This is a genomic window from Dactylosporangium roseum (assembly GCF_025264685.1).
Lineage (GTDB): Bacteria > Actinomycetota > Actinomycetes > Mycobacteriales > Micromonosporaceae > Dactylosporangium > Dactylosporangium roseum.
The window spans coordinates 7,319,799-7,341,496 of the sequence record NZ_CP073721.1 but is presented as its reverse complement, the minus strand read 5'-3'; the positions used below and the strand labels follow the sequence as shown (position 1 = coordinate 7,341,496).

The 21,698-nt window shown below is 67.4% G+C and carries 29 protein-coding genes and 1 pseudogene; all 30 read left to right on the top strand.

The annotated features are described in order from the left end of the window. The first annotated feature begins 77 nt into the window (after positions 1-77). The 30 genes and pseudogenes from Drose_RS34435 to Drose_RS34290 all read left to right on the top strand — a co-directional run bounded on the left by Drose_RS34435 (position 78) and on the right by Drose_RS34290 (position 21,694). Positions 78-3,965: a DNA-directed RNA polymerase subunit beta' gene (locus Drose_RS34435; RefSeq protein ID WP_260725401.1), complete on the top strand. Its 3,888-nt coding sequence runs from the start codon at positions 78-80 to the stop codon at positions 3,963-3,965. A gap of 77 nt (positions 3,966-4,042) precedes the next feature. After that, positions 4,043-4,378 (top strand): hypothetical protein, encoded by a 336-nt coding sequence (locus Drose_RS34430; RefSeq protein ID WP_260725400.1) that lies wholly within the window; start codon positions 4,043-4,045, stop codon positions 4,376-4,378. Then, positions 4,378-4,845, top strand: coding sequence for a hypothetical protein (locus Drose_RS34425; RefSeq protein WP_260725399.1), 468 nt, complete (start codon positions 4,378-4,380; stop codon positions 4,843-4,845). Before Drose_RS34430 ends, Drose_RS34425 begins: the two co-directional genes overlap by 1 nt. A 336-nt stretch (positions 4,846-5,181) precedes the next feature. Next, a complete protein-coding gene (gene rpsL, locus Drose_RS34420) occupies positions 5,182-5,556 on the top strand; it encodes a 30S ribosomal protein S12 (RefSeq protein WP_033357671.1) in 375 nt (124 codons plus the stop codon). Position 5,557: 1 nt separating this feature from the next. After that, the gene (gene rpsG / locus Drose_RS34415; RefSeq protein ID WP_260725398.1) at positions 5,558-6,028 is read left to right on the top strand and encodes a 30S ribosomal protein S7; all 471 of its coding nucleotides are present in this window, start codon (positions 5,558-5,560) and stop codon (positions 6,026-6,028) included. Between the two features lie 47 nt (positions 6,029-6,075). Next, the gene (gene fusA, locus Drose_RS34410) at positions 6,076-8,175 is read left to right on the top strand and encodes an elongation factor G (protein ID WP_313899969.1); all 2,100 of its coding nucleotides are present in this window, start codon (positions 6,076-6,078) and stop codon (positions 8,173-8,175) included. Positions 8,176-8,273: 98 nt separating this feature from the next. Further along, on the top strand, positions 8,274-9,467 hold the full coding sequence (gene tuf, locus Drose_RS34405) for an elongation factor Tu (RefSeq protein ID WP_260725397.1): 1,194 nt from the start codon (positions 8,274-8,276) through the stop codon (positions 9,465-9,467). Between the two features lie 356 nt (positions 9,468-9,823). Beyond that, on the top strand, positions 9,824-10,132 hold the full coding sequence (rpsJ, locus tag Drose_RS34400) for a 30S ribosomal protein S10 (protein ID WP_018347762.1): 309 nt from the start codon (positions 9,824-9,826) through the stop codon (positions 10,130-10,132). A gap of 12 nt (positions 10,133-10,144) precedes the next feature. Further along, positions 10,145-10,816: a 50S ribosomal protein L3 gene (rplC, locus tag Drose_RS34395; protein WP_260725396.1), complete on the top strand. Its 672-nt coding sequence runs from the start codon at positions 10,145-10,147 to the stop codon at positions 10,814-10,816. After that, positions 10,813-11,484 carry a 50S ribosomal protein L4 gene (gene rplD, locus Drose_RS34390; RefSeq protein ID WP_260725395.1) on the top strand — a complete coding sequence of 224 codons (672 nt, stop codon included), beginning with the start codon at positions 10,813-10,815 and terminating at the stop codon, positions 11,482-11,484. The genes rplC and rplD overlap by 4 nt, the downstream gene beginning before the upstream one ends. A 3-nt stretch (positions 11,485-11,487) precedes the next feature. Then, positions 11,488-11,790, top strand: coding sequence for a 50S ribosomal protein L23 (gene rplW / locus Drose_RS34385; RefSeq protein ID WP_033357665.1), 303 nt, complete (start codon positions 11,488-11,490; stop codon positions 11,788-11,790). Between the two features lie 12 nt (positions 11,791-11,802). Beyond that, complete coding sequence (rplB, locus tag Drose_RS34380) at positions 11,803-12,642, top strand: 50S ribosomal protein L2 (RefSeq protein ID WP_260725394.1); 840 nt, start codon at positions 11,803-11,805, stop codon at positions 12,640-12,642. Positions 12,643-12,654: 12 nt separating this feature from the next. Beyond that, a complete protein-coding gene (gene rpsS / locus Drose_RS34375; RefSeq protein WP_190249384.1) occupies positions 12,655-12,936 on the top strand; it encodes a 30S ribosomal protein S19 in 282 nt (93 codons plus the stop codon). A 31-nt stretch (positions 12,937-12,967) separates the two neighbouring features. Then, positions 12,968-13,408, top strand: a pseudogene (gene rplV, locus Drose_RS34370) (50S ribosomal protein L22); the annotation flags it as partial. A 95-nt stretch (positions 13,409-13,503) separates the two neighbouring features. Continuing rightward, a complete protein-coding gene (rpsC, locus tag Drose_RS34365; protein ID WP_260725392.1) occupies positions 13,504-14,355 on the top strand; it encodes a 30S ribosomal protein S3 in 852 nt (283 codons plus the stop codon). A 3-nt stretch (positions 14,356-14,358) separates the two neighbouring features. Next, positions 14,359-14,784 carry a 50S ribosomal protein L16 gene (gene rplP, locus Drose_RS34360; RefSeq protein WP_260725391.1) on the top strand — a complete coding sequence of 142 codons (426 nt, stop codon included), beginning with the start codon at positions 14,359-14,361 and terminating at the stop codon, positions 14,782-14,784. After that, complete coding sequence (rpmC, locus tag Drose_RS34355; RefSeq protein WP_190249380.1) at positions 14,784-15,023, top strand: 50S ribosomal protein L29; 240 nt, start codon at positions 14,784-14,786, stop codon at positions 15,021-15,023. Before rplP ends, rpmC begins: the two co-directional genes overlap by 1 nt. Before the next feature lie 2 nt (positions 15,024-15,025). Continuing rightward, on the top strand, positions 15,026-15,310 hold the full coding sequence (gene rpsQ / locus Drose_RS34350; protein ID WP_238007611.1) for a 30S ribosomal protein S17: 285 nt from the start codon (positions 15,026-15,028) through the stop codon (positions 15,308-15,310). A gap of 65 nt (positions 15,311-15,375) precedes the next feature. Next, the gene (gene rplN, locus Drose_RS34345; RefSeq protein ID WP_203845087.1) at positions 15,376-15,744 is read left to right on the top strand and encodes a 50S ribosomal protein L14; all 369 of its coding nucleotides are present in this window, start codon (positions 15,376-15,378) and stop codon (positions 15,742-15,744) included. Beyond that, positions 15,741-16,061, top strand: a complete 321-nt coding sequence (rplX, locus tag Drose_RS34340) for a 50S ribosomal protein L24 (protein WP_260729919.1) — start codon at positions 15,741-15,743, stop codon at positions 16,059-16,061. The genes rplN and rplX overlap by 4 nt, the downstream gene beginning before the upstream one ends. Beyond that, complete coding sequence (rplE, locus tag Drose_RS34335; RefSeq protein WP_260725390.1) at positions 16,061-16,624, top strand: 50S ribosomal protein L5; 564 nt, start codon at positions 16,061-16,063, stop codon at positions 16,622-16,624. The genes rplX and rplE overlap by 1 nt, the downstream gene beginning before the upstream one ends. Position 16,625: 1 nt before the next feature. After that, complete coding sequence (locus Drose_RS34330) at positions 16,626-16,811, top strand: type Z 30S ribosomal protein S14 (RefSeq protein WP_033342853.1); 186 nt, start codon at positions 16,626-16,628, stop codon at positions 16,809-16,811. A gap of 63 nt (positions 16,812-16,874) precedes the next feature. Then, entirely contained in the window at positions 16,875-17,282 is a 408-nt protein-coding gene (gene rpsH, locus Drose_RS34325) for a 30S ribosomal protein S8 (RefSeq protein ID WP_260725389.1), read from the top strand. A 12-nt stretch (positions 17,283-17,294) separates the two neighbouring features. Further along, positions 17,295-17,837 carry a 50S ribosomal protein L6 gene (gene rplF, locus Drose_RS34320; RefSeq protein ID WP_260725388.1) on the top strand — a complete coding sequence of 181 codons (543 nt, stop codon included), beginning with the start codon at positions 17,295-17,297 and terminating at the stop codon, positions 17,835-17,837. Next, positions 17,834-18,229 carry a 50S ribosomal protein L18 gene (rplR, locus tag Drose_RS34315; RefSeq protein WP_260725387.1) on the top strand — a complete coding sequence of 132 codons (396 nt, stop codon included), beginning with the start codon at positions 17,834-17,836 and terminating at the stop codon, positions 18,227-18,229. The genes rplF and rplR overlap by 4 nt, the downstream gene beginning before the upstream one ends. A gap of 14 nt (positions 18,230-18,243) precedes the next feature. Further along, positions 18,244-18,867: a 30S ribosomal protein S5 gene (gene rpsE / locus Drose_RS34310; RefSeq protein WP_260725386.1), complete on the top strand. Its 624-nt coding sequence runs from the start codon at positions 18,244-18,246 to the stop codon at positions 18,865-18,867. Between the two features lie 2 nt (positions 18,868-18,869). Beyond that, positions 18,870-19,052, top strand: coding sequence for a 50S ribosomal protein L30 (gene rpmD, locus Drose_RS34305; protein WP_190249371.1), 183 nt, complete (start codon positions 18,870-18,872; stop codon positions 19,050-19,052). Positions 19,053-19,056: 4 nt separating this feature from the next. After that, a complete protein-coding gene (gene rplO / locus Drose_RS34300) occupies positions 19,057-19,515 on the top strand; it encodes a 50S ribosomal protein L15 (protein WP_260725385.1) in 459 nt (152 codons plus the stop codon). A 191-nt stretch (positions 19,516-19,706) separates the two neighbouring features. Further along, a complete protein-coding gene (gene secY, locus Drose_RS34295; protein WP_260729918.1) occupies positions 19,707-21,041 on the top strand; it encodes a preprotein translocase subunit SecY in 1,335 nt (444 codons plus the stop codon). Beyond that, the gene (locus Drose_RS34290) at positions 21,041-21,694 is read left to right on the top strand and encodes an adenylate kinase (RefSeq protein WP_260725384.1); all 654 of its coding nucleotides are present in this window, start codon (positions 21,041-21,043) and stop codon (positions 21,692-21,694) included. The genes secY and Drose_RS34290 overlap by 1 nt, the downstream gene beginning before the upstream one ends. The last annotated feature ends 4 nt before the right edge of the window (positions 21,695-21,698 follow it).

The following is a 21,698-nucleotide window of genomic DNA, read 5'->3' as shown; positions in this document are numbered from 1 at the left end:
CCCCAGCCTGTAGGGCCGCCGCCGCACCCGCGACCTAGCAATTACCCGAGCAACTGAATCGTGAGGACATAGACGAAGTGCTCGACGTCAACTACTTCGACGAGCTCCGCATCGGCCTGGCCACGGCCGACGACATCCGGCAGTGGTCGCACGGCGAGGTCAAGAAGCCCGAGACGATCAACTACCGCACCCTGAAGCCGGAGAAGGACGGGCTCTTCTGCGAGAAGATCTTCGGTCCGACCCGGGACTGGGAGTGCTACTGCGGCAAGTACAAGCGTGTCCGCTTCAAGGGCATCATCTGTGAGCGCTGCGGCGTCGAGGTGACCCGGGCGAAGGTCCGCCGTGAGCGCATGGGCCACATCGAGCTCGCCGCTCCCGTGACGCACATCTGGTACTTCAAGGGTGTGCCCAGCCGGCTCGGCTATCTGCTGGACCTGGCCCCGAAGGACCTCGAGAAGATCATCTACTTCGCGTCGTACGTGATCACCAACGTCGACAAGGAGGCCCGCCACCGCGACCTCGCCACCCTCGAGAACGAGGTGTCGGCCGAGAAGCGGCAGGCCGAGAACGCCCGCGACTCGGAGATCGAGAAGCGCGCCGCCAAGCTCGAGCAGGACCTGGCCGAGCTGGAGGCCGAGGGCGCCAAGGCCGACGTGCGCCGCAAGGTCAAGGAGGCCGGCGAGCGCGAGATGCGGCAGATCCGGGACCGCGCGCAGCGCGAGATCGACCGCCTCGACGAGGTCATGGAGACGTTCCGCAAGCTGGAGCGCAAGAACCTCATCACCGACGAGCTGCTCTACCGCGAGCTGCGCGACCGGTTCGGTGAGTACTTCTCCGGCGCGATGGGCGCCGAGGCGATCAAGGCTCTGCTGGAGAACCTGAACCTGGACGACGAGGCCGAACTGCTGCGGGAGACCATCCGCAGCGGCAAGGGCCAGCGCAAGATCCGGGCGCTCAAGCGCCTGAAGGTCGTCGCCGCGTTCCTGAACACCAGCAACTCGCCGCTTGGCATGGTGCTGGACTGCGTCCCGGTGATCCCGCCGGACCTGCGCCCCATGGTGCAGCTCGACGGCGGCCGGTTCGCGACCAGCGACCTCAACGACCTGTACCGGCGGGTGATCAACCGGAACAACCGGCTCAAGCGCCTGATCGACCTGGGTGCCCCGGAGATCATCGTCAACAACGAGAAGCGGATGCTGCAGGAGGCCGTCGACGCGCTGTTCGACAACGGCCGCCGCGGTCGTCCGGTCACCGGCCCGGGCAACCGGCCGCTGAAGTCGCTGTCCGACATGCTCAAGGGCAAGCAGGGCCGGTTCCGCCAGAACCTGCTCGGCAAGCGCGTCGACTACTCCGGCCGTTCGGTCATCGTCGTCGGCCCGCAGCTCAAGCTGCACCAGTGCGGCCTGCCCAAGCAGATGGCGCTGGAGCTGTTCAAGCCGTTCGTGATGAAGCGCCTGGTGGATCTCAACCACGCGCAGAACATCAAGTCGGCCAAGCGCATGGTCGAGCGTCAGCGCCCGGTCGTGTGGGACGTGCTGGAGGAGGTCATCGCGGAGCACCCGGTGCTGCTCAACCGCGCGCCGACCCTGCACCGTCTGGGCATCCAGGCCTTCGAGCCGCAGTTGGTCGAGGGCAAGGCGATCCAGATCCACCCGCTCGTCTGCACCGCCTTCAACGCCGACTTCGACGGCGACCAGATGGCCGTGCACGTGCCGCTGTCCGCCGAGGCGCAGGCCGAGGCCCGCATCCTCATGCTGTCCAGCAACAACATCCTCAAGCCGGCCGACGGCAAGCCGGTCACCATGCCCACCCAGGACATGGTCATCGGCCTGTACCACCTCACCCACATCCAGAAGAACCTCACGGGTGAGGGGCGCACGTTCAGCTCGGACGCCGAGGCGCGGATGGCCTTCGACAACGGCGAGCTGCACCTGCAGGCGCCGGTGAACATCCGGCTGCGGGACATCGTCGGCGTCGACAACGGCGTGGGTGCCACGCCGTGGGAGGCGCCGGAGGGCTGGCAGCAGGGTGACCCCGTCACGATCGAGACGACCCTCGGCCGGGTGCTCTTCAACGAGACGCTCCCGGTCGGGTACCGGTTCGTCAACTACGAGATCCGCAAGGGTCAACTGTCGGCGATCGTCAACGACCTGGCCGAGCGCTTCCCGAAGGTCTCCCTCGCGGCGACCCTCGACGCGCTCAAGCTTGCCGGGTTCCACTGGGCCACCTGGTCCGGCGTCACCATCGGCATGGAGGACGTCATCCAGCCGCCGCGCAAGCGCGAGATCCTCGAGCGCTACGAGCGGGAGGCCGAGCGGATCGACAAGCAGTACCAGCGCGGTCTCATGACGGCCGAGGAGCGTCGTGGTGAGCTGATCGAGATCTGGACCAAGGCGACCAGCGAGGTCGCCAAGGAGATGGAGAGCGCGCTGCCGCGCGAAAACCCGCTGTGGAAGATGATCAACTCGGGTGCCCGCGGTAACCTCCTCCAGCTCCGTCAGATCGCCGCGATCCGCGGCCTGGTGGCCAACCCGAAGGGCGAGATCATCCCGCGGCCGATCAAGGCCTCGTACCGGGAGGGTCTGTCCGTGCTGGAGTACTTCATCTCCACGCACGGCGCCCGGAAGGGTCTGGCCGACACCGCGCTGCGGACCGCCGACTCGGGTTACCTCACCCGTCGTCTGGTCGACGTCTCGCAGGACGTCATCATCCGCGAGGAGGACTGCGGCACCGACCGCGCCATCCCGATGGCGGTCGGCGAGTTGGAGGACGGCGTGCTGCGCGTGCACTCGCACGCGGAGACGGGCGTCCACGCCCGTACCCTCGCGGACGACGTGCGTGACAAGGACGGCAAGATCGTCGCCGAGCGTGGCACGGACATTAACTCGATCGTGGTGGACCTGCTGGTCAACGCCGAGGTCGAGACCGTCCGGGTTCGCAGCGTGCTCACCTGCGAGTCGAAGCTGGGCGTCTGCGGCGCCTGCTACGGCCGGTCGCTACCCACGGGCAAGACCGTCGACGTCGGCGAGGCGGTCGGCATCATCGCCGCCCAGTCGATCGGTGAGCCGGGCACGCAGTTGACGATGCGTACCTTCCACACCGGTGGTGTCGCGGGTGAGGACATCACCCAGGGTCTGCCCCGTGTGCAGGAGATCTTCGAGGCCCGCGTGCCGAAGGGCAAGGCGCCCATCGCCGACACCCCCGGTCGCGTGCGCATCGAGGACGGCGAGCGGATGCGGAAGATCATCATCGTGCCGGACGACGGCAGCGACGAGATCGTCCACGACAAGCTCAGTCGGCGCGTCAAGCTGCGCATCCAGGACGGCGAACACGTCGAGGTCGGCGAGAAGCTCACCGAGGGCACCATCGACCCGCACGAGCTGCTGCGCATCATGGGTCCGCGGGCGGTCCAGGTCCACCTGACCTCCGAGGTCCAGGAGGTGTACCGCTCCCAGGGCGTGCTCATCCACGACAAGCACATCGAGATCATCATTCGCCAGATGCTCAAGCGGGTGACGGTCATCGACTCCGGCTCGACCGAGTTCCTGCCGGGTGTGCTCGTGGACCGGGCGCTGTTCGAGGCGGAGAACCGCCGCGTCGTCGCCGAGGGCGGCGAGCCGGCGGCCGGCCGTCCCGTGCTCATGGGTATCACCAAGGCGTCGCTGGCGACGGAGTCGTGGCTGTCCGCGGCCTCGTTCCAGGAGACGACCCGGGTGCTGACCGACGCGGCGATCCACGCGCGCAGCGACTCGCTGATCGGTCTGAAGGAGAACGTCATCATCGGTAAGCTCATCCCGGCCGGTACGGGCATCAGCAAGTACCGCAGCATCCGGGTGGAGCCGACCGAGGAGGCGAAGGCCAAGGTCTACTCCATGACCGGCTACCCGGAGGCCGACTACGGCTTCGGGCCGGCCAGCGGGCAGGCCGTGCCGCTCGACGACTTCGACCTGGGGTCGTTCCGCTAACCGCGGCGAGCGTCATCCACTGAGGGCGGGGGCCTGTGCCTCCGCCCTCAGTGCGTCGCACCGGTTATCGTCGTGGAGTGACGTCCACGACCCGGCACCCGCTCGACCCGGATCCGGTCCGCGCGACGAAGGCATCGGCCGTGCTGGGCCTGGGCCTGCTGTCCGTGGTGACCGGGCCGTTCCTCGGCGGGGTGATCCCGGCGACCATCGCCCTGTTGATGGCCAAGGAGTCGCACCGCGAGCTGGTGGCGGCCGACGGGTTCCTGCTCGGCGCCAAACGGCTGCGCACCGGTGTGCGGCTCGCCTGGACCGGCATCGTGCTGGCCGTCGCCATGCTCGTGGTGCTGGCCATCATCGGCCTGCTCACCTATGCCCGGCAGCGCGGCACCGACTTCGACCCGACGGTCAACTGATGGGCTACCCCGCCGGTCAGCCGGGTGGCTATCCGGGATTTCCTCCGCCGCCTCCACCGTCGATCCCCACGCCCGCGGCAGCGCCGGCGATGCGGGTCGATGTGGTGCAGGGCACCCCCTTCGGGGTCGCGTATCCGTTGGTCCAGTCGACGCCGAGCGGGCCGTCCATCGGCAGCCTGGTGGCCGGCGTCGCCTCGATCCTCGTCTCGCTGTTCGTCACCTGCCTCGGCGTGGGTGGCGCGCAGGAGGGCTGGGGCCCGGCCGCTGGAGGGGCGTTCACGGCCCTGGCGGTCTTCCTCGGGCTGGGCGCCGTCGGACTGGGTGTCTTCGGCATGCGGCAAATCCGGCTGGCCGGCCGCGGCGTCACCGGTAGGGGCATGGCGATCACGGGGATGGTGCTGGGCTCGGTGGGGGCGGGATTCGCGCTGTTCTCACTCCTGCTCGCCTTCCTTCTGGCAACCTCATGACCTCGATCTGGAGCCCCCCGGCAACGTCGATCCGCGACCGGGTACTCTAGGTGTGAAGAGTGTTCCGTCAAGGGGCACCCGGGCGATTTTGACCAGCGTCCTCACGGTGGGTACTCTTTCCCCTCGTGCCCGGCTTTGCCGGGCAACTCGTGCGTGCGCCCACATCGGCCCGCCTCCGCGGGAATGAGGGTGGGTGCGGACCACAACCCCGGGCTGGGATCAAACGGGCCGGGTCGCGGAATAGGCGACACGCCCGACCGCGGGTGCCGGTCCACGCCGTGGAGACAGCGAAGAAGAAGACGTGCGGCCGCGAGGCCGAAGGGAGAGGCAGGCCCAGTGCCTACGATCCAGCAGCTGGTCCGCAAGGGCCGCCAGGCGAAGCTGAGCAAGACGAAGACGCCGGCGCTCAAGGGAAGCCCGCAGCGGCGGGGCGTCTGCACGCGTGTGTACACGACCACGCCGAAGAAGCCCAATTCGGCGCTGCGCAAGGTGGCCCGTGTGCGGCTGAGTAACGGCATCGAGGTGACGGCCTACATCCCCGGTGTCGGTCACAACCTTCAGGAGCACTCGATCGTGCTGGTCCGTGGCGGCCGTGTGAAGGACCTCCCCGGCGTCCGGTACAAGATCATCCGCGGTTCGCTGGACACCCAGGGCGTCCGCAACCGCAAGCAGGCTCGCAGCCGTTACGGCGCGAAGAAGGAGAAGAGCTGACATGCCGCGTAAAGGCCCCGCGCCGCGCCGGCCGCTCGTGGCGGATCCGGTCTACAACTCCCTGCTCGTCACGCAGTTGATCAACAAGATCCTGGTCGAGGGCAAGCGTCAGCTCGCCGAGCGCATCGTGTACAGCGCTCTCGAGGGCGCCCGCGAGAAGACCGGCACCGACCCCGTGGTGACGCTCAAGCGCGCCATGGACAACGTGAAGCCGACCCTCGAGGTCCGCAGCCGCCGCGTCGGTGGCGCGACCTACCAGGTGCCGGTCGAGGTCAAGCCGGTCCGCGCGACGACGCTGGGCCTGCGCTGGCTGGTCACCTACTCTCGCGCCCGCCGCGAGAAGACCATGGTCGAGCGGCTCATGAACGAGCTGCTCGACGCGAGCAACGGTCTTGGTGCTTCGGTGAAGCGCCGCGAGGACACCCACAAGATGGCGGAGTCCAACAAGGCCTTCGCGCACTACCGCTGGTAAGCGACGCTTCCCCAGCGATCCGACGAGAGACGAAGTAGGGATTTGTAGTGGCTGCCGCAGACGCCGCCCTCGCCAAGGTCCGCAACATCGGCATCATGGCGCACATCGACGCCGGTAAGACGACGACGACCGAGCGCATCCTCTTCTACACCGGCATCACGTACAAGATCGGCGAGGTCCACGAGGGCGCGGCGGTCATGGACTGGATGGAGCAGGAGCAGGAGCGGGGCATCACCATCACTTCCGCCGCCACCAAGTGCGAGTGGAAGAGCCACACGATCCAGATCATCGACACGCCCGGGCACGTCGACTTCACCGTCGAGGTCGAGCGGTCGCTGCGCGTTCTGGACGGCGCGGTGGCGGTCTACGACGGTGTGGCCGGTGTGGAGCCCCAGACCGAGAACGTCTGGCGCCAGGCGGACAAGTACAACGTCCCGCGTATGTGCTTCGTCAACAAGCTGGACCGCACGGGTGCCGACTTCTTCCGCTGCGTGCAGATGATGGTCGACCGGCTCAACGCCACGCCGCTGGTGCTGCAGATCCCCATCGGCCTGGAAGGCGACCACATCGGCGTCGTCGACCTGCTGGAGATGCGTGCGCTGACCTGGCGCGGCGAAACCCAGAAGGGTGAGGACTACGCGATCGAGGAGATCCCGGCGGACCTGGTCGACCAGGCCAACGAGTACCGCGAGAAGCTCCTCGAGACCCTGTCCGAGGCCGACGACGACATCATGGTCCGCTACCTCGACGGCGACGAGATCGACGTCAAGGACCTGAAGTCGGCGATCCGCCGGGCGACCATCGCCGGCAAGCTCAACCCGGTCGTCTGCGGCTCGGCGTTCAAGAACAAGGGCGTGCAGCCCATGCTCGACGCCGTCGTCGATTATCTGCCGTCACCGCTGGACATCCCGGCGATCGAGGGCATCGCCACCGACGGCGAGACCCCGCTCTCGCGCAAGCCGTCGGTCAACGAGCCGTTCTCCGGCCTGGCCTTCAAGATCCAGACCGACAAGCACCTCGGCAAGCTCACCTACGTGCGCGTCTACTCCGGCACGCTCGAGTCCGGTTCCCAGGTGGTCAACTCCACCAAGGACCGCAAGGAGCGGATCGGCAAGATCTACCAGATGCACGCGAACAAGCGTGAGGAGCGCACCAGCGCCAGCGCCGGCGACATCATCGCCGTGCAGGGTCTCAAGCAGACCACCACCGGTGACACGCTGTGCGACCCGGCCAACCCGGTCATCCTCGAGTCGATGACCTTTCCGGAGCCGGTCATCGAGGTGGCGATCGAGCCGAAGACGAAGGCCGACCAGGAGAAGCTGGGCACCGCCATCCAGCGGCTCGCCGAGGAGGACCCGACGTTCCGCGTCAAGAACGACGAGGAGACCGGGCAGACGGTCATCGCCGGCATGGGCGAGTTGCACCTCGACATCCTCGTCGACCGCATGCGGCGCGAGTTCAACGTCGAGGCCAACATCGGCAAGCCGCAGGTGGCTTACCGCGAGACGGTGAAGTCCGCCGCGGAGAAGGTCGAATACACCCACAAGAAGCAGACGGGTGGCTCCGGCCAGTACGCGCGGGTCATCATCAAGCTCGAGCCGCTCGTGCAGACCGCCGACGGCCCGACCTACGAGTTCGTCAACGCGGTCACCGGTGGTCGTATCCCGAAGGAGTTCATCCCTTCGGTCGACGCCGGTGTCCAGGACGCGATGCAGTATGGCGTGCTCGCGGGCTTCCCGCTGGTGGGTCTCAAGGTCACCCTGCTGGACGGCCAGTACCACGAGGTCGACTCCTCGGAGATGGCCTTCAAGATTGCCGGCTCGATGGTGCTCAAGGAGGCGGCCCGCAAGGCCAACCCGGTGCTCCTCGAGCCGCTGATGGCCGTCGAAGTGACCACCCCGGAAGAGAACATGGGCGACGTCATCGGCGACCTCAACTCCCGGCGTGGCACCATCCAGGCGATGGAGGAGCGGGGCGGTGCCCGTGTCGTCCGCGCCACGGTGCCGTTGTCGGAAATGTTCGGCTACGTCGGCGACCTCCGGTCGAAGACCCAGGGCCGGGCGAGCTACTCGATGCAGTTCGACTCCTATGCCGAGGTTCCCGCGAACGTGGCGAAGGAGATCATCGCGAAGGCGACCGGAGAGTAGTGATTCCCCGCGTTCGCGGGGGATGACCCGTCGACAGGGTGCGTCGGCGCTTCCAGCGCTGGCACACCATGAACCAAGAAGTCCACAGGAGGACACCAGTGGCGAAGGCGAAGTTCGAGCGGACTAAGCCGCACGTCAACATCGGCACCATTGGTCACATTGACCACGGCAAGACGACGCTGACGGCGGCCATTACCAAGGTCCTGCACGACCAGTACCCGGACCTCAACCCGTACACGCCGTTCGACGAGATCGACAAGGCGCCGGAGGAGAAGGCCCGCGGCATCACGATCTCGATCGCCCACGTCGAGTACCAGACCGCGAACCGGCACTACGCGCACGTTGACTGCCCCGGTCACGCCGACTACATCAAGAACATGATCACCGGTGCTGCCCAGATGGACGGCGCGATTCTGGTGGTCGCGGCGACCGACGGCCCGATGCCGCAGACCCGCGAGCACGTGCTGCTGGCCCGCCAGGTCGGTGTGCCGTACATCGTCGTGGCGCTCAACAAGAGCGACATGGTCGAGGACGAGGAGCTCCTTGAGCTCGTCGAGCTCGAGGTCCGTGAGCTGCTGTCGAGCCAGGAGTTCCCGGGCGACGACGCTCCGGTCGTGCGCGTCTCGGCGCTGAAGGCGCTCGAGGGCGACGAGAAGTGGGCCGGCGCGCTTATGGAGCTGATGAACGCGGTCGACACCGCGATCCCGCAGCCCGAGCGTGAGACCGAGAAGCCGTTCCTCATGCCGATCGAGGACGTCTTCACGATCACCGGTCGTGGCACGGTCGTCACCGGCCGTTGCGAGCGTGGCATCCTCAAGCCGAACGAGGAGGTTGAGATCGTCGGCATTCGGCCGAAGTCGATCAGGACCACCTGCACCGGCATCGAGATGTTCCGCAAGATCCTCGACGAGGCGCGCGCCGGCGAGAACGTCGGTCTGCTCCTGCGTGGTGTGAAGCGCGAGGACGTCGAGCGGGGCATGGTCGTCATCAAGCCCGGCACCACGACGCCGCACACCGATTTCGAGGCGACCGTCTACATCCTCTCCAAGGAGGAGGGTGGCCGGCACACGCCGTTCTTCCAGAACTACCGGCCGCAGTTCTACTTCCGCACCACCGACGTCACCGGCGTCGTCACGCTGCCGGAAGGCACCGAGATGGTCATGCCGGGTGACAACACCACGATGACCGTGCAGCTCATCCAGCCGATCGCCATGGAGGAGAATCTCCGCTTCGCGATCCGCGAGGGTGGTCGCACCGTCGGCGCCGGCCGCGTCACGAAGATCATCAAGTAAATACACCTGAGGTACCCCGATTTCACTTTGCCGTAGACATGCGGCATAATGGTCGGGTTGCGTCGCGGAGCGGTCGAGGCTCACTCACACAGCCCTGCTCAATGAGGAGTCTCGACCGCTTCCGCGCGGCGTCAGTCATATGACGGGCGCTCATCTCCGCGATCCGGGCGTGGCACGCCCTGGGGTTGGTCTCCGAAGCCACCAGCGGTCCCGCGCGGGACGTCGGCGGCGGAGCCTGGCCCTTGGCCGCGACACGCCCGACCGCGGGGGTCGGACAGACACCATTAGGCGGCACCGGACCCTTCGGGGTTCGCGGGGTTGCAAGGCCCCGCATGAGAGAAGGAACTGAAGCCACCATGGCGGGACAGAAGATCCGCATCCGGCTCAAGGCCTACGACCACGAGGTCGTCGACTCCTCGGCGCGGAAGATCGTCGAGACGGTCACGCGCACCGGGGCTCAGGTCGCTGGGCCGGTGCCGCTGCCCACTGAGATCAACCGCTACTGCGTGATCCGCTCGCCGCACAAGTACAAGGACTCGCGCGAGCACTTCGAGATGCGCACGCACAAGCGCCTGATCGACATCATCGACCCGACCCCCAAGACGGTCGACTCGCTCATGCGACTCGACCTGCCTGCTGGCGTCGACATCGAGATCAAGCTGTAGGGACTCGGACTTATGGACAGGCAAGTCAAGGGCATCCTGGGTGAGAAGCTCGGCATGACCCAGGTCTGGGACAACGGCAAGGTTGTCCCGGTAACCGTGGTGCAGGCCGGCCCGTGCGTCGTGACCCAGGTCCGCACGCCCGACAACGACGGCTACTCGGCGATCCAGTTGGCGTGGGGCCAGATCGACCCGCGCAAGGTCAACAAGCCGCGCGCCGGCCACTTCGCCAAGGCTGACGTCGCGCCGCGCCGGCACATCGTCGAGCTGCGCACGACCGACGCCGGTGAATACACGCTCGGTCAGGAGATCACCGCCGACGCGTTCACCGCCGGTCAGCGCATCGACGTGACCGGCCGCAGCAAGGGCAAGGGCTTCGCGGGTGTCATGAAGCGCCACGGCTTCGGCGGTCTGCGCGCCAGCCACGGTGTCGAGCGCAAGCACCGCTCGCCCGGCTCGATCGGCGCCTGCGCGACCCCGGGTCGCGTCTTCAAGGGCGTGCGGATGGCCGGTCGCATGGGTGGCGTGCGCTACACCGTGCAGAACGTCACCGTGCAGCGCGTGGACGCCGAGGACGGTCTGATCCTCGTCCGCGGCGCGCTCCCGGGCCCGAAGGGCAGCCTGGTGCTGCTGCGCAGCGCGGCCAAGACCGAGGCGAAGTCGCAGAAGGGTGGGATCACCAAGTGACCACCGTTGACATCAAGACGGTCGACGGCGCCACCAACGGCACCGTCGAGCTTCCGGACGACATCTTCGACGCTCAGGCCAGCATCCCGCTGATGCACCAGGTCGTCGTGGCGCAGCTCAACGCGGCCCGCCAGGGCACGCACAAGACCAAGACGCGCGGCGAGGTCGCCGGCGGCGGCAAGAAGCCCTACAAGCAGAAGGGCACCGGTCGTGCCCGCCAGGGCTCGATCCGCGCTCCGCAGTTCACCGGTGGTGGCGTTGTCCACGGCCCGCAGCCGCGGGACTACACCCAGCGGGTGAACAAGAAGATGAAGGTCGCCGCTCTGCGTGGCGCGCTCTCCGACCGTGCCCGTGACGGCCGCATCCACGTCGTGGAGACCTTCATCGAGGGCTCGACCCCGAAGACCAAGGAAGCGCTCAAGGTGCTGCGCGGCATCGCCGACGCGCGCCGGGTCCTGGTGGTCCTCGCGCGGGACGACGAGGCCAACTGGCTGAGCCTGCGCAACGAGCAGTCGGTGCACCTGCTGGTCGCCGACCAGCTCAACACCCACGACGTGCTCGTCGCCGACCAGGTCGTCTTCACGACCGCGGCGCTCAACGAGTTCCTCGGGGTGCCGGCCGAGTTCGGTGCGGACAGCGCCGACGCCGACAGCAACGAGGAGGGCTGAGCCATGGCGACGATCGCAGACCCGCGTGACGTGATCATCCAGCCGGTGGTCTCGGAGAAGAGCTACAGCGAGCTCAACCGCAACTGGTACACGTTCCTGGTGCACCCGGACGCCAACAAGACGGAGATCAAGATCGCTATCCAGCAGATCTTCAACGTCCGCGTCCTGTCGGTGAACACCATCAACCGCGAAGGCAAGCGCAAGCGGACCCGCACGGGTTGGGGCAAGCGCAAGGACACGAAGCGGGCGATGGTGAAGCTCGCCGAAGGTGACCGGATCGAAGCCTTCGGCGGACCGGTGAGCTGAGGGGTATAGACGATGGCTATCCGTAAGTACAAGCCGACGACGCCCGGTCGTCGTGGTTCGAGCGTTGCCGACTTCGCGGAGATCACCCGGTCGACGCCGGAGAAGTCGCTGGTCGTGCCGCTGCCGAACAAGGGCGGTCGCAACGTCCACGGGCGGGTGACCGCGCGCCACCAGGGCGGCGGCCACAAGCGCCAGTACCGGCTGATCGACTTCCGCCGTGCGGACAAGGACGGGATCCCCGCCAAGGTCGCGCACATCGAGTACGACCCCAACCGGACCGCGCGCATCGCGCTGCTGCACTACGCCGACGGCGAGAAGCGCTACATCATCGCCCCGAAGGACCTCAAGCAGGGGGACCGGGTCGAGGCGGGGGTCGGCGCGGACATCAAGCCGGGCAACAACCTGCCGCTGCGCAACATCCCGGTCGGCACCACGGTCCACGCCGTGGAGCTGCGCCCGGGCGGTGGCGCCAAGCTGGCCCGCTCGGCCGGCGTCGGCATCCAGCTACTGGGCCGCGAGGGTCAGTACGCGACCCTGCGCATGCCGTCGGGTGAGATCCGGCGCGTCGAGGTGCACTGCCGTGCCACCGTCGGCGAGATCGGCAACGCCGACCAGTCGAACATCAACTGGGGCAAGGCCGGCCGTATGCGGTGGAAGGGCAAGCGCCCGACCGTCCGTGGCGTCGCCATGAACCCGATCGACCACCCGCACGGTGGTGGTGAGGGCAAGACCTCGGGTGGTCGTCACCCGGTCAACCCGAAGGGCAAGCCGGAGGGCCGCACGCGGCGCAAGGGCCAGCCGAGCGACCGTCTCATCGTCCGTAGGCGTTACGCCACCCGGAAGCGCGGCTAAGGAGCCTGAGCAATGCCTCGCAGCCTGAAGAAGGGCCCGTTCGTCGACGACCACCTGATCAAGAAGGTGGAAGTCCAGAACGCCAAGAACTCCAAGAACGTCATCAAGACCTGGTCACGCCGGTCGACGATCGTCCCCGAGATGCTCGGGCACACGATCGCCGTCCACGACGGACGCAAGCACGTGCCCGTCTTCGTGACCGAGGCGATGGTCGGGCACAAGCTCGGCGAATTCGCTCTGACCCGCACCTTCAAGGGTCACGAGAAGGACGACCGGAAGAGCCGCCGCCGCTAAGGCAGCCGATAGGAATCAAGGGGATTTCCCGATGCCAACGAAGAGCGAGGCGGCGCTGCCCGGTGCCCGGGCGATCGCGCGCCACGTGCGCGTGTCGCCGATGAAGGCGCGCCGTGTGGTGGACCTCGTCCGCGGCCTGCCCGCGCGCGAGGCGCTCACGGTGCTCCAGTTCGCACCGCAGTCGGCGAGCGAGCCGGTCTACAAGGTGCTCGCGAGCGCCATCGCCAACGCAGAGAACAACGAGCGTCTCGACCCCGATTCGCTCCTGGTCGCCGAGGCCTACGTCGACGAGGGCCCGACGCTCAAGCGGTTCCGGCCGCGGGCGCAGGGTCGTGCGTACCGGATCCGCAAGCGCACCAGCCACATCACGATCGTGGTCGAGAGCGTCCCGGCCGCCCAGGCGCGCGCCGCGAAGGCCGGCGTCGCCAAGGCGACCAAGGCCGCGAAGGCCGTCACGCCGGAGACCGACGAGGAGTCGCGCCCGGCGAAGAAGGCCGCGCCGGCGAAGACGGCTCCGGCCAAGAAGGCGGCAGCCACGACGGCTGACGCCGAGGAAGGGACCGAGTAATGGGTCAGAAGGTTCACCCGCACGGGTTCCGGCTCGGCATCAGCACCGACTGGAAGTCCCGCTGGTACGCCGACAAGCTCTACAAGGACTACATCGCCGAGGACGTCAAGATCCGTCGGATGATGGCCAAGGGTCTGGAGCGGGCCGGCATCGCCAAGGTCGACATCGAGCGCACCCGCGACCGGGTCCGCGTGGACATCCACACGGCCCGTCCGGGCATCGTCATCGGCCGCAAGGGCGCCGAGGCCGACCGCATCCGCGCCGAGCTGGAGAAGCTCACCGGCAAGCAGGTGCAGCTCAACATCCTCGAGGTGAAGAGCCCCGAGTCGGACGCGCAGCTCGTCGCGCAGGGCGTGGCCGAGCAGCTATCCAGCCGGGTCAGCTTCCGCCGGGCGATGCGCAAGGCCATGCAGTCGGCGATGAAGAACCCGCTGGTGCGCGGCATCCGGGTGCAGGTCTCCGGCCGCCTCGGTGGTGCCGAGATGAGCCGCACCGAGTTCTACCGCGAGGGTCGCGTGCCGCTGCACTCGCTGCGCGCGAACATCGAGTACGGCTTCTTCGAGGCCCGTACCACCTTCGGCCGTATCGGCGTGAAGGTCTGGATCTACAAGGGCGACGCCGTTCCGGGTCGCGAGGCGCCGGCCGAGGCCGCCGCCCCGCGTGGTCGTCGTGAGCGTGCCGACCGGCCCGAGCGGCCGCGTCGTGGGCGTTCCGGCTCCTCCGGCACGACCGCCGGTGGCACCGAGGCCGGTCGTGCGGCTGCGGCGGCTCAGGCCGCCGGGCAGCAGAGCGAGCCCGCCGCTGCGGCCGAGGCCGCGCCGGCACCGGCCGAAAAGCAGCAGGAGGGCTGACGAATGCTGATCCCACGCAAGCCCCCGAAGGGCTTCCGTAAGCCGCACCACCCGGACCGCCACGGCGCGGCCAAGGGTGGCACCCGCGTGGTCTTCGGCGAGTTCGGTATCCAGGCCCTCGAGCCGGCCTACATCACCAACCGGCAGATCGAGTCGGCGCGTATCGCCATGACCCGTCACATCCGTCGTGGCGGCAAGGTCTGGATCACGATCTTCCCGGACCGCTCCATCACCAAGAAGCCGGCCGAGACCCGGATGGGTTCCGGTAAGGGTTCGCCGGAGTGGTGGGTGGCCAACGTCAAGCCGGGCCGGATCCTCTTCGAGATGTCGTTCCCGAACGAGCAGATCGCCCGGGAAGCAATGCGCCGCGCGATCCACAAGCTTCCGCTGAAGTGCCGGATCGTCACGCGTGAAGGGGCTGATGTCTGATGGCCGCCGGTATCAAGGCGACCGAGCTGCGTGAGCTGTCCGACGAGGGCCTGGTCGAGAAGCTGCGGGAAGCCAAGGCGGAGCTGTTCAACCTCCGCGTCCAGTCGGCCACGGGTCAACTGGACAACCATGGGCGACTGCAGGTCATCCGCAGGGACATCGCCCGGATCTACACGATCATGCGCGAGCGCGAACTGGGTCTTTCGGCCGCGCCCGACGCTGTGGCTGAGGTGGCATGAGCATGAGCGAGCAGACGACCGAGTCGGGCACCGAGGTGCGCGGCCGCCGCAAGGTCCGCGAGGGCCTCGTGGTCAGCGACAAGATGAACAAGACCGTCGTCGTGGCGGTCGAGGACCAGGTCAAGCACCCGCTGTACGGCAAGGTCATGCGCCGCACCAGCAAGCTGAAGGCGCACGACGAGCAGAACGCGTGCGGCATCGGCGACCGTGTGCTGCTCATGGAGACCCGACCGCTGTCGGCGACCAAGCGCTGGCGGGTCGTGGAGATCCTCGAAAAGGCCAAGTAAGGCCGTCGTTCCGCCAAGCTCGGCGCCGCCCGGCGCCGAGAACTGGCAGACATTAGGAGATAAGCGTGATTCAGCAGGAGTCGCGGCTACGCGTCGCCGACAACACGGGTGCCCGGGAGATCCTGTGCATCCGTGTGCTCGGTGGCTCCGGCCGCCGCTATGCAGGCATCGGCGACATCATCGTGGCCACGGTGAAGGACGCCATCCCGGGCGCCGGGGTGAAGAAGGGCGACGTGGTCAAGGCCGTCATCGTCCGGACCACCAAGGAGCGGCGCCGGCCGGACGGCTCGTACATCCGCTTCGACGAGAACGCCGCCGTGATCATCAAGGATGGCGGTGACCCGCGCGGCACCCGCATCTTCGGCCCGGTCGGGCGCGAGCTCCGGGACAAGCGGTTCATGAAGATCATTTCGCTCGCGCCGGAGGTGCTCTGACCATGAAGGTGAAGAAGGGCGACACCGTCCTTGTCATCGCCGGCAAGGACAAGGGGCAGCGCGGCAAGGTGCTGACCGCCCTCCCGCGCGAGGACAAGGTCATCGTCGAGGGCGTCAACCGGGTCAAGAGGCACACCCGCATCCGGACCACCCAGCGGGGCTCGAAGACCGGCGGCATCGTGACGCAGGAAGCCCCCATCCACATCTCCAACGTGATGGTGATCGACTCGGACAACAACCCGACCCGGGTCGGCTGCCGCATCGACGAGAACGGCGCCAAGACCCGTGTGTCGCGCCGCTCCGGTAAGGAACTGTGATGACGACGGTCGAGAAGGTGAACCCGCGGCTCAAGCAGCGGTACCGCGACGAGATCGTGGGCAAGCTGCGTGAGCAGTTCAACTACGCCAACCCGATGCAGATCCCGGGCGTGGTGAAGGTCGTCGTCAACATGGGTGTCGGCGAGGCGGCCCGTGACTCGAAGCTGATCGACGGCGCCGTCCGCGACCTGGCCACCATCACCGGCCAGAAGCCGCAGGTCCGCCGGGCGACCAAGTCGATCGCGCAGTTCAAGCTCCGCGAGGGCATGCCGATCGGTGCCAAGGTCACGCTGCGGGGCGACCGGATGTGGGAGTTCCTCGACCGGCTGCTGTCGATCGCGCTGCCCCGTATCCGTGACTTCCGCGGTCTCGACGGGCGCAAGCTCGACGGCCACGGCAACTACACGTTCGGACTCACCGAGCAGTCGGTGTTCCACGAGATCGACCAGGACCGGATCGACCGGCCGCGAGGCATGGACATCACCGTGGTCACCACCGCCGAGACCGACGACGAGGGCCGGGCGCTGCTCAAGCTCCTCGGCTTCCCGTTCAAGGAGAACTGACATGGCGAAGAAGGCGCTGATCCTCAAGGCCGCTGCCAAGCCGAAGTTCGCGGTGCGCGCATACACCCGCTGCCAGCGCTGCGGCCGGCCGAAGGCCGTGTACCGCAAGTTCGGCCTGTGCCGCGTGTGCATCCGCGAGATGGCGCACCGTGGCGAGCTGCCCGGCGTTTCCAAGGCCTCCTGGTAATCCTCCTTCGCCGTAGGCCCGCCGTGACGGCGAGGAACCGCGGCGAGAAAGGCTGACAAAGCAATGACCATGACGGACCCGATCGCAGACATGTTGACGCGTCTGCGCAACGCCAACCAGGCGTACCACGACCGGGTGTCGATGCCATATTCGAAGATCAAGGCGAACATCGCCGAGGTGCTCAAGTCCGAGGGCTACGTGTCCTCGTGGCTGGTTCAGGAGCCCGAGGAGGGCAAGGTCGGCAAGACACTGATCGTCGACCTCAAGTACGGCCAGAACCGTGAACGCAGCCTCGCCGGCATCCGCCGCGTGTCGAAGCCGGGCCTCCGGGTGTACGCGAAGTCGGTGGACATGCCGCGCGTGCTCGGTGGCCTCGGTGTGGCCATCATCTCGACGTCCCAAGGGCTGCTCACCGACCGGCAGGCCCGCAAGCGAGGGGTGGGCGGGGAAGTCCTCGCCTACGTCTGGTGAGGAAGGTCTCCAATGTCGCGAATCGGACGTAAGCCGATCACGGTGCCCTCGGGTGTCGACGTCAAGATCGACGGCCCTGTGGTGACCGTGAAGGGCCCCAAGGGCCAGCTAAGCCACACCGTCGCCGAGCCGATCACCGTCGAGCGGGCCGAAGACGGCTCGTTCCAGGTGGCCCGCCCCAACGACGAGCGCAGGGCCAAGGAGCTCCACGGCCTGACGCGTACGCTGATCTCCAACATGGTCGTCGGCGTCACGGCGGGGTACCGCAAGAGCATCGAGATCGCCGGCACCGGTTACCGCGTGACCGCGAAGGGTTCCGACCTCGAGTTCGCGCTCGGGTTCTCGCACCCGGTCGTCGTCACCCCGCCGCCCGGCATCACGTTCACCGTCGAGAAGCAGACGCTGTTCCACATCGACGGCATTGACAAGCAGCAGGTCGGCGAGGTCGCTGCCAACATCCGCAAGATCCGCCCGCCGGAGCCGTACAAGGGCAAGGGCATGCGCTACCAGGGCGAGGTCATCCGCCGCAAGGCCGGAAAGGCTGGTAAGAAATGAGCGCCACGCTGCTCAAGCGCCGCAACACGGGCGGCCCTGCCGCCGCGCGCCGCGTTGGGCGTGCTCGCCGGCACTTCCGTATCCGCAAGCACGTCACTGGTACCGCCGTGCGTCCCCGCCTGGTGGTCACGCGTTCGCTGCGGAACATCACCGCGCAGATCGTCGACGACCTCAAGGGCCACACGCTGGCCTCGGCCTCGACGCTCGACGCCACCATCCGGGGCACCGACGGCGACAAGAAGGCGCAGGCCCGCAAGGCGGGCGCCCTCCTGGCCGAGCGGGCGAAGGCCGCGGGTGTCGGCAAGGTCGTCTTCGACCGTGGCGGCAACCGTTACGCCGGCCGCATCGCGGCTCTGGCTGACGCCGCCCGCGAAGCCGGACTCGAATTCTAGGAAGGGAAACGTTCATGCCTGGTCCTCAGCGCAGGGGCGGCGGGTCCGGTAACACCCAAGAAGGTGGCGGCCGTCGCGAGAACCGTCGCGAGGGTGGTGGCCGCGGCAACGCGCCCGCCGAGAAGACTCCGCACCTCGAGCGGGTCGTCGCGATCAACCGCGTCGCCAAGGTCGTGAAGGGTGGTCGTCGCTTCAGCTTCACCGCCCTGGTCATCGTCGGCGACGGTGACGGCACGGTCGGCGTCGGCTACGGAAAGGCCAAGGAGGTGCCCGCGGCCATCGCCAAGGGCGTCGAGGAGGCCAAGAAGCACTTCTTCAAGGTCCCGCGGCTCGCGGCTACGATCCCCCACCCGGTGATGGGTGAGGACGCGGCCGGTGTGGTGCTGCTCAAGCCGGCCTCCGCCGGTACGGGCGTCATCGCGGGCGGCCCGGTGCGCGCCGTCCTGGAGTGCGCCGGCATCCACGACGTGCTGTCGAAGAGCCTCGGCTCCTCCAACGCGATCAACATCGTGCACGCGACGGTGGCGGCGCTCAAGAAGCTCGAGTCGCCGGAGGCGGTGGCCGCGCGTCGTGGCCTGCCGGTCGAGGACGTCGCGCCGGCCGCCATGCTGGCCGCTCGTGCCGGGGCGGGTGCATGACCATGGCGCGCCTGAAGGTCACCCAGATCCGGTCCGAGATCGGCTCGAAGCAGAACCAGCGGGACACCCTGCGGTCGCTCGGGCTGAAGCGGATCCGCGACGTGGTCGTCAAGGAAGACCGCCCGGAGATCCGCGGCATGATCCACACCGTGACGCACCTGGTCACCGTGGAAGAGGTGGAGTAATCCGATGACGATCAAGCTGCACCACCTCCGGCCCGCTCCCGGCGCCAAGACCGAGAAGACCCGTGTGGGTCGCGGTGAAGGCTCCAAGGGCAAGACGGCCGGTCGTGGTACCAAGGGCTCCAAGGCCCGCAAGAACATCTCGGCGGCGTTCGAGGGTGGGCAGATGCCCCTCCACATGCGGCTGCCGAAGCTGAAGGGCTTCAAGAACCGCAACCGTGTCGAGTACCAGGTGGTCAACCTGGCTCGTCTCGCGGAGCTGTTCCCGCAGGGCGGCGAGGTCGGCGTGGCCGAGCTGGTCGAGGCCGGCGCCGTCCGCAAGGGCGAGCTGGTGAAGGTGCTGGGCGACGGTGAGCTGGGTGGCGTGAAGCTCAACATCACCGCGCACAAGTTCAGCACGTCGGCCCGCGAGAAGATCGAGGCCGCCGGCGGCTCGGTCCGACTGCTGGGCGGCGAAACCGCATAGAGCGCTATCGTGGCGTCCACCGGATCGGTGGGCGCCACGCGGTGTTCCAAAGCCGGGCGTGATGTGCTCCCAACATCCTGTTAGAGTCCGTTGCGCAGTACCACGTTCGACTCATACGTTCGACAGAGTCTCATGAACCACCAGGACCCCACCTCGTCGGCCGATCGGCCGCCTTGCGCAGGAGGATGAAGTTGCTCTCCGCCTTTGCCAGTGCGTTCAGAACGCCTGACCTGCGCAAGAAGATCTTCTTCACGTTGTTCATGATCGCCATCTACCGGCTCGGCGCCACACTGCCCAGCCCTGGCGTCTCCTACGGCAACGTGCAGAAGTGCCTCGACATCGTGGAGAGCGGCGACAACCAGATCTTCACGCTGCTGAACCTCTTCTCCGGCGGCGCATTGCTGCAACTTTCAGTGTTCGCGCTGGGCATCATGCCCTACATCACCGCGAGCATCATCCTGCAGTTGCTGACCGTCGTGATCCCTCGCCTGGAGCAACTGCGCAAGGAAGGCCAGTCCGGCCAGGCGAAGATCACACAGTACACGCGCTACCTGACCCTCGGGCTCGGCATCCTGCAGGCCTCGGCGTTCGTCGCCCTGGCGCGGTCCGGCCAGCTCTTCGGCGGCGCGTGCGACCAGTCGCGATACCCGATCATCCCGGACACCGGCAAGATCCCGATGTGGCTGACGCTCACCATGCTGGTCATCACGATGACCGCCGGCACCGGCGTCATCATGTGGCTGGGTGAGCTCGTCACCGACCGCGGCGTCGGCAACGGCATGTCGGTCCTGATCTTCACCTCGATCGCGGCCCGCCTCCCCAGCGAGGGCCTGCAGATCTGGCAGGACAACAAGACCACGTTTTTCGTGATCGTCGGCCTGGCCGTCGTGGTCATCGCCTTCGTGGTCTTCCTCGAGCAGGCGCAGCGCCGCATCCCGGTGCAATACGCGAAGCGCATGATCGGCCGGCGGATGTACGGCGGAACGTCCACCTACATCCCGCTGAAGGTCAACCAGGCGGGTGTCATCCCGGTCATCTTCGCCTCGTCGCTGCTCTACCTGCCGCAGTTGGTGACCTCGTTCGCCGGCGCCGACACCACGAACAAGACGGTCCTCTGGATCAACCGGAACATCGTGGCCCAGGACAAGCCGGCCCACATCGTCCTGTACTTCCTGCTGATCATCTTCTTCACGTACTTCTACGTGTCGATCACGTTCAACCCGACCGAGGTGTCGGACAACATGCGGAAGTACGGTGGGTTTGTGCCCGGCATCCGCCCGGGCAAGCCCACGGCCGAGTATCTTGACTTCATCCTCAGCCGCATCACGCTTCCCGGCGCGCTCTATCTGGGCATCATCTCGATCCTGCCCAACTTGCTCATCGGTATCGTGGGTGGCGGGCAGGCTCTGCAGAACTTCCCGTTCGGTGGTACCGCGGTGCTCATTATTGTTGGTGTGGGCCTCGAGACGGTGAAGCAGATCGAGAGCCAGCTCATGCAGCGCAACTACGAAGGGTTCCTCCGGTAGTGAGGCTGGTGCTGGTAGGTCCCCCCGGGGCGGGCAAGGGGACCCAGGCCGAGTTCATCGCCGCGCACCTCGCCGTGCCCAAAATCTCCACGGGCGACATCTTCCGGGCCAATGTCGGGCAGGGCACCCCGCTCGGCATCGAGGCGAAGCGCTACATGGACGCGGGTCAGCTCGTGCCGGACGAGGTGACCATCAACATGGTCTCCGACCGGCTCGCCGAGGGCGACGCCGCCGACGGCTTCCTGCTCGACGGTTTCCCGCGGACGGTTCCGCAGGCCAACGCCCTCGACAAGCTGCTCGCCGACCTGGGCACCGGGCTCGACATCGTGCTCGAGCTCGTCGTCGAGAACGAAGAGGTCATCCGGCGGCTCTCGGGCCGCCGGACCTGTCGTGGTTGCGGCAAGATCTGGCACATCGAGTTCGACGCGCCCACCCACGACGGGGTGTGCGACCGCTGCGGCGGGGAGCTCTTCCAGCGTGACGACGACAAGGCTGAGACCATCGCCGAGCGGTTGAAGGTCTACGCGCGCGACACGTCGCCGCTCGTCGACTACTACGGCGCACAGGGCAAGCTGGTGGGCATCGACGCCACGGGTCCGGTCGAGGACGTCACCGTGCGCGCGATCGACGCCCTCCGTTCGTACGGCGGCTGAAAGC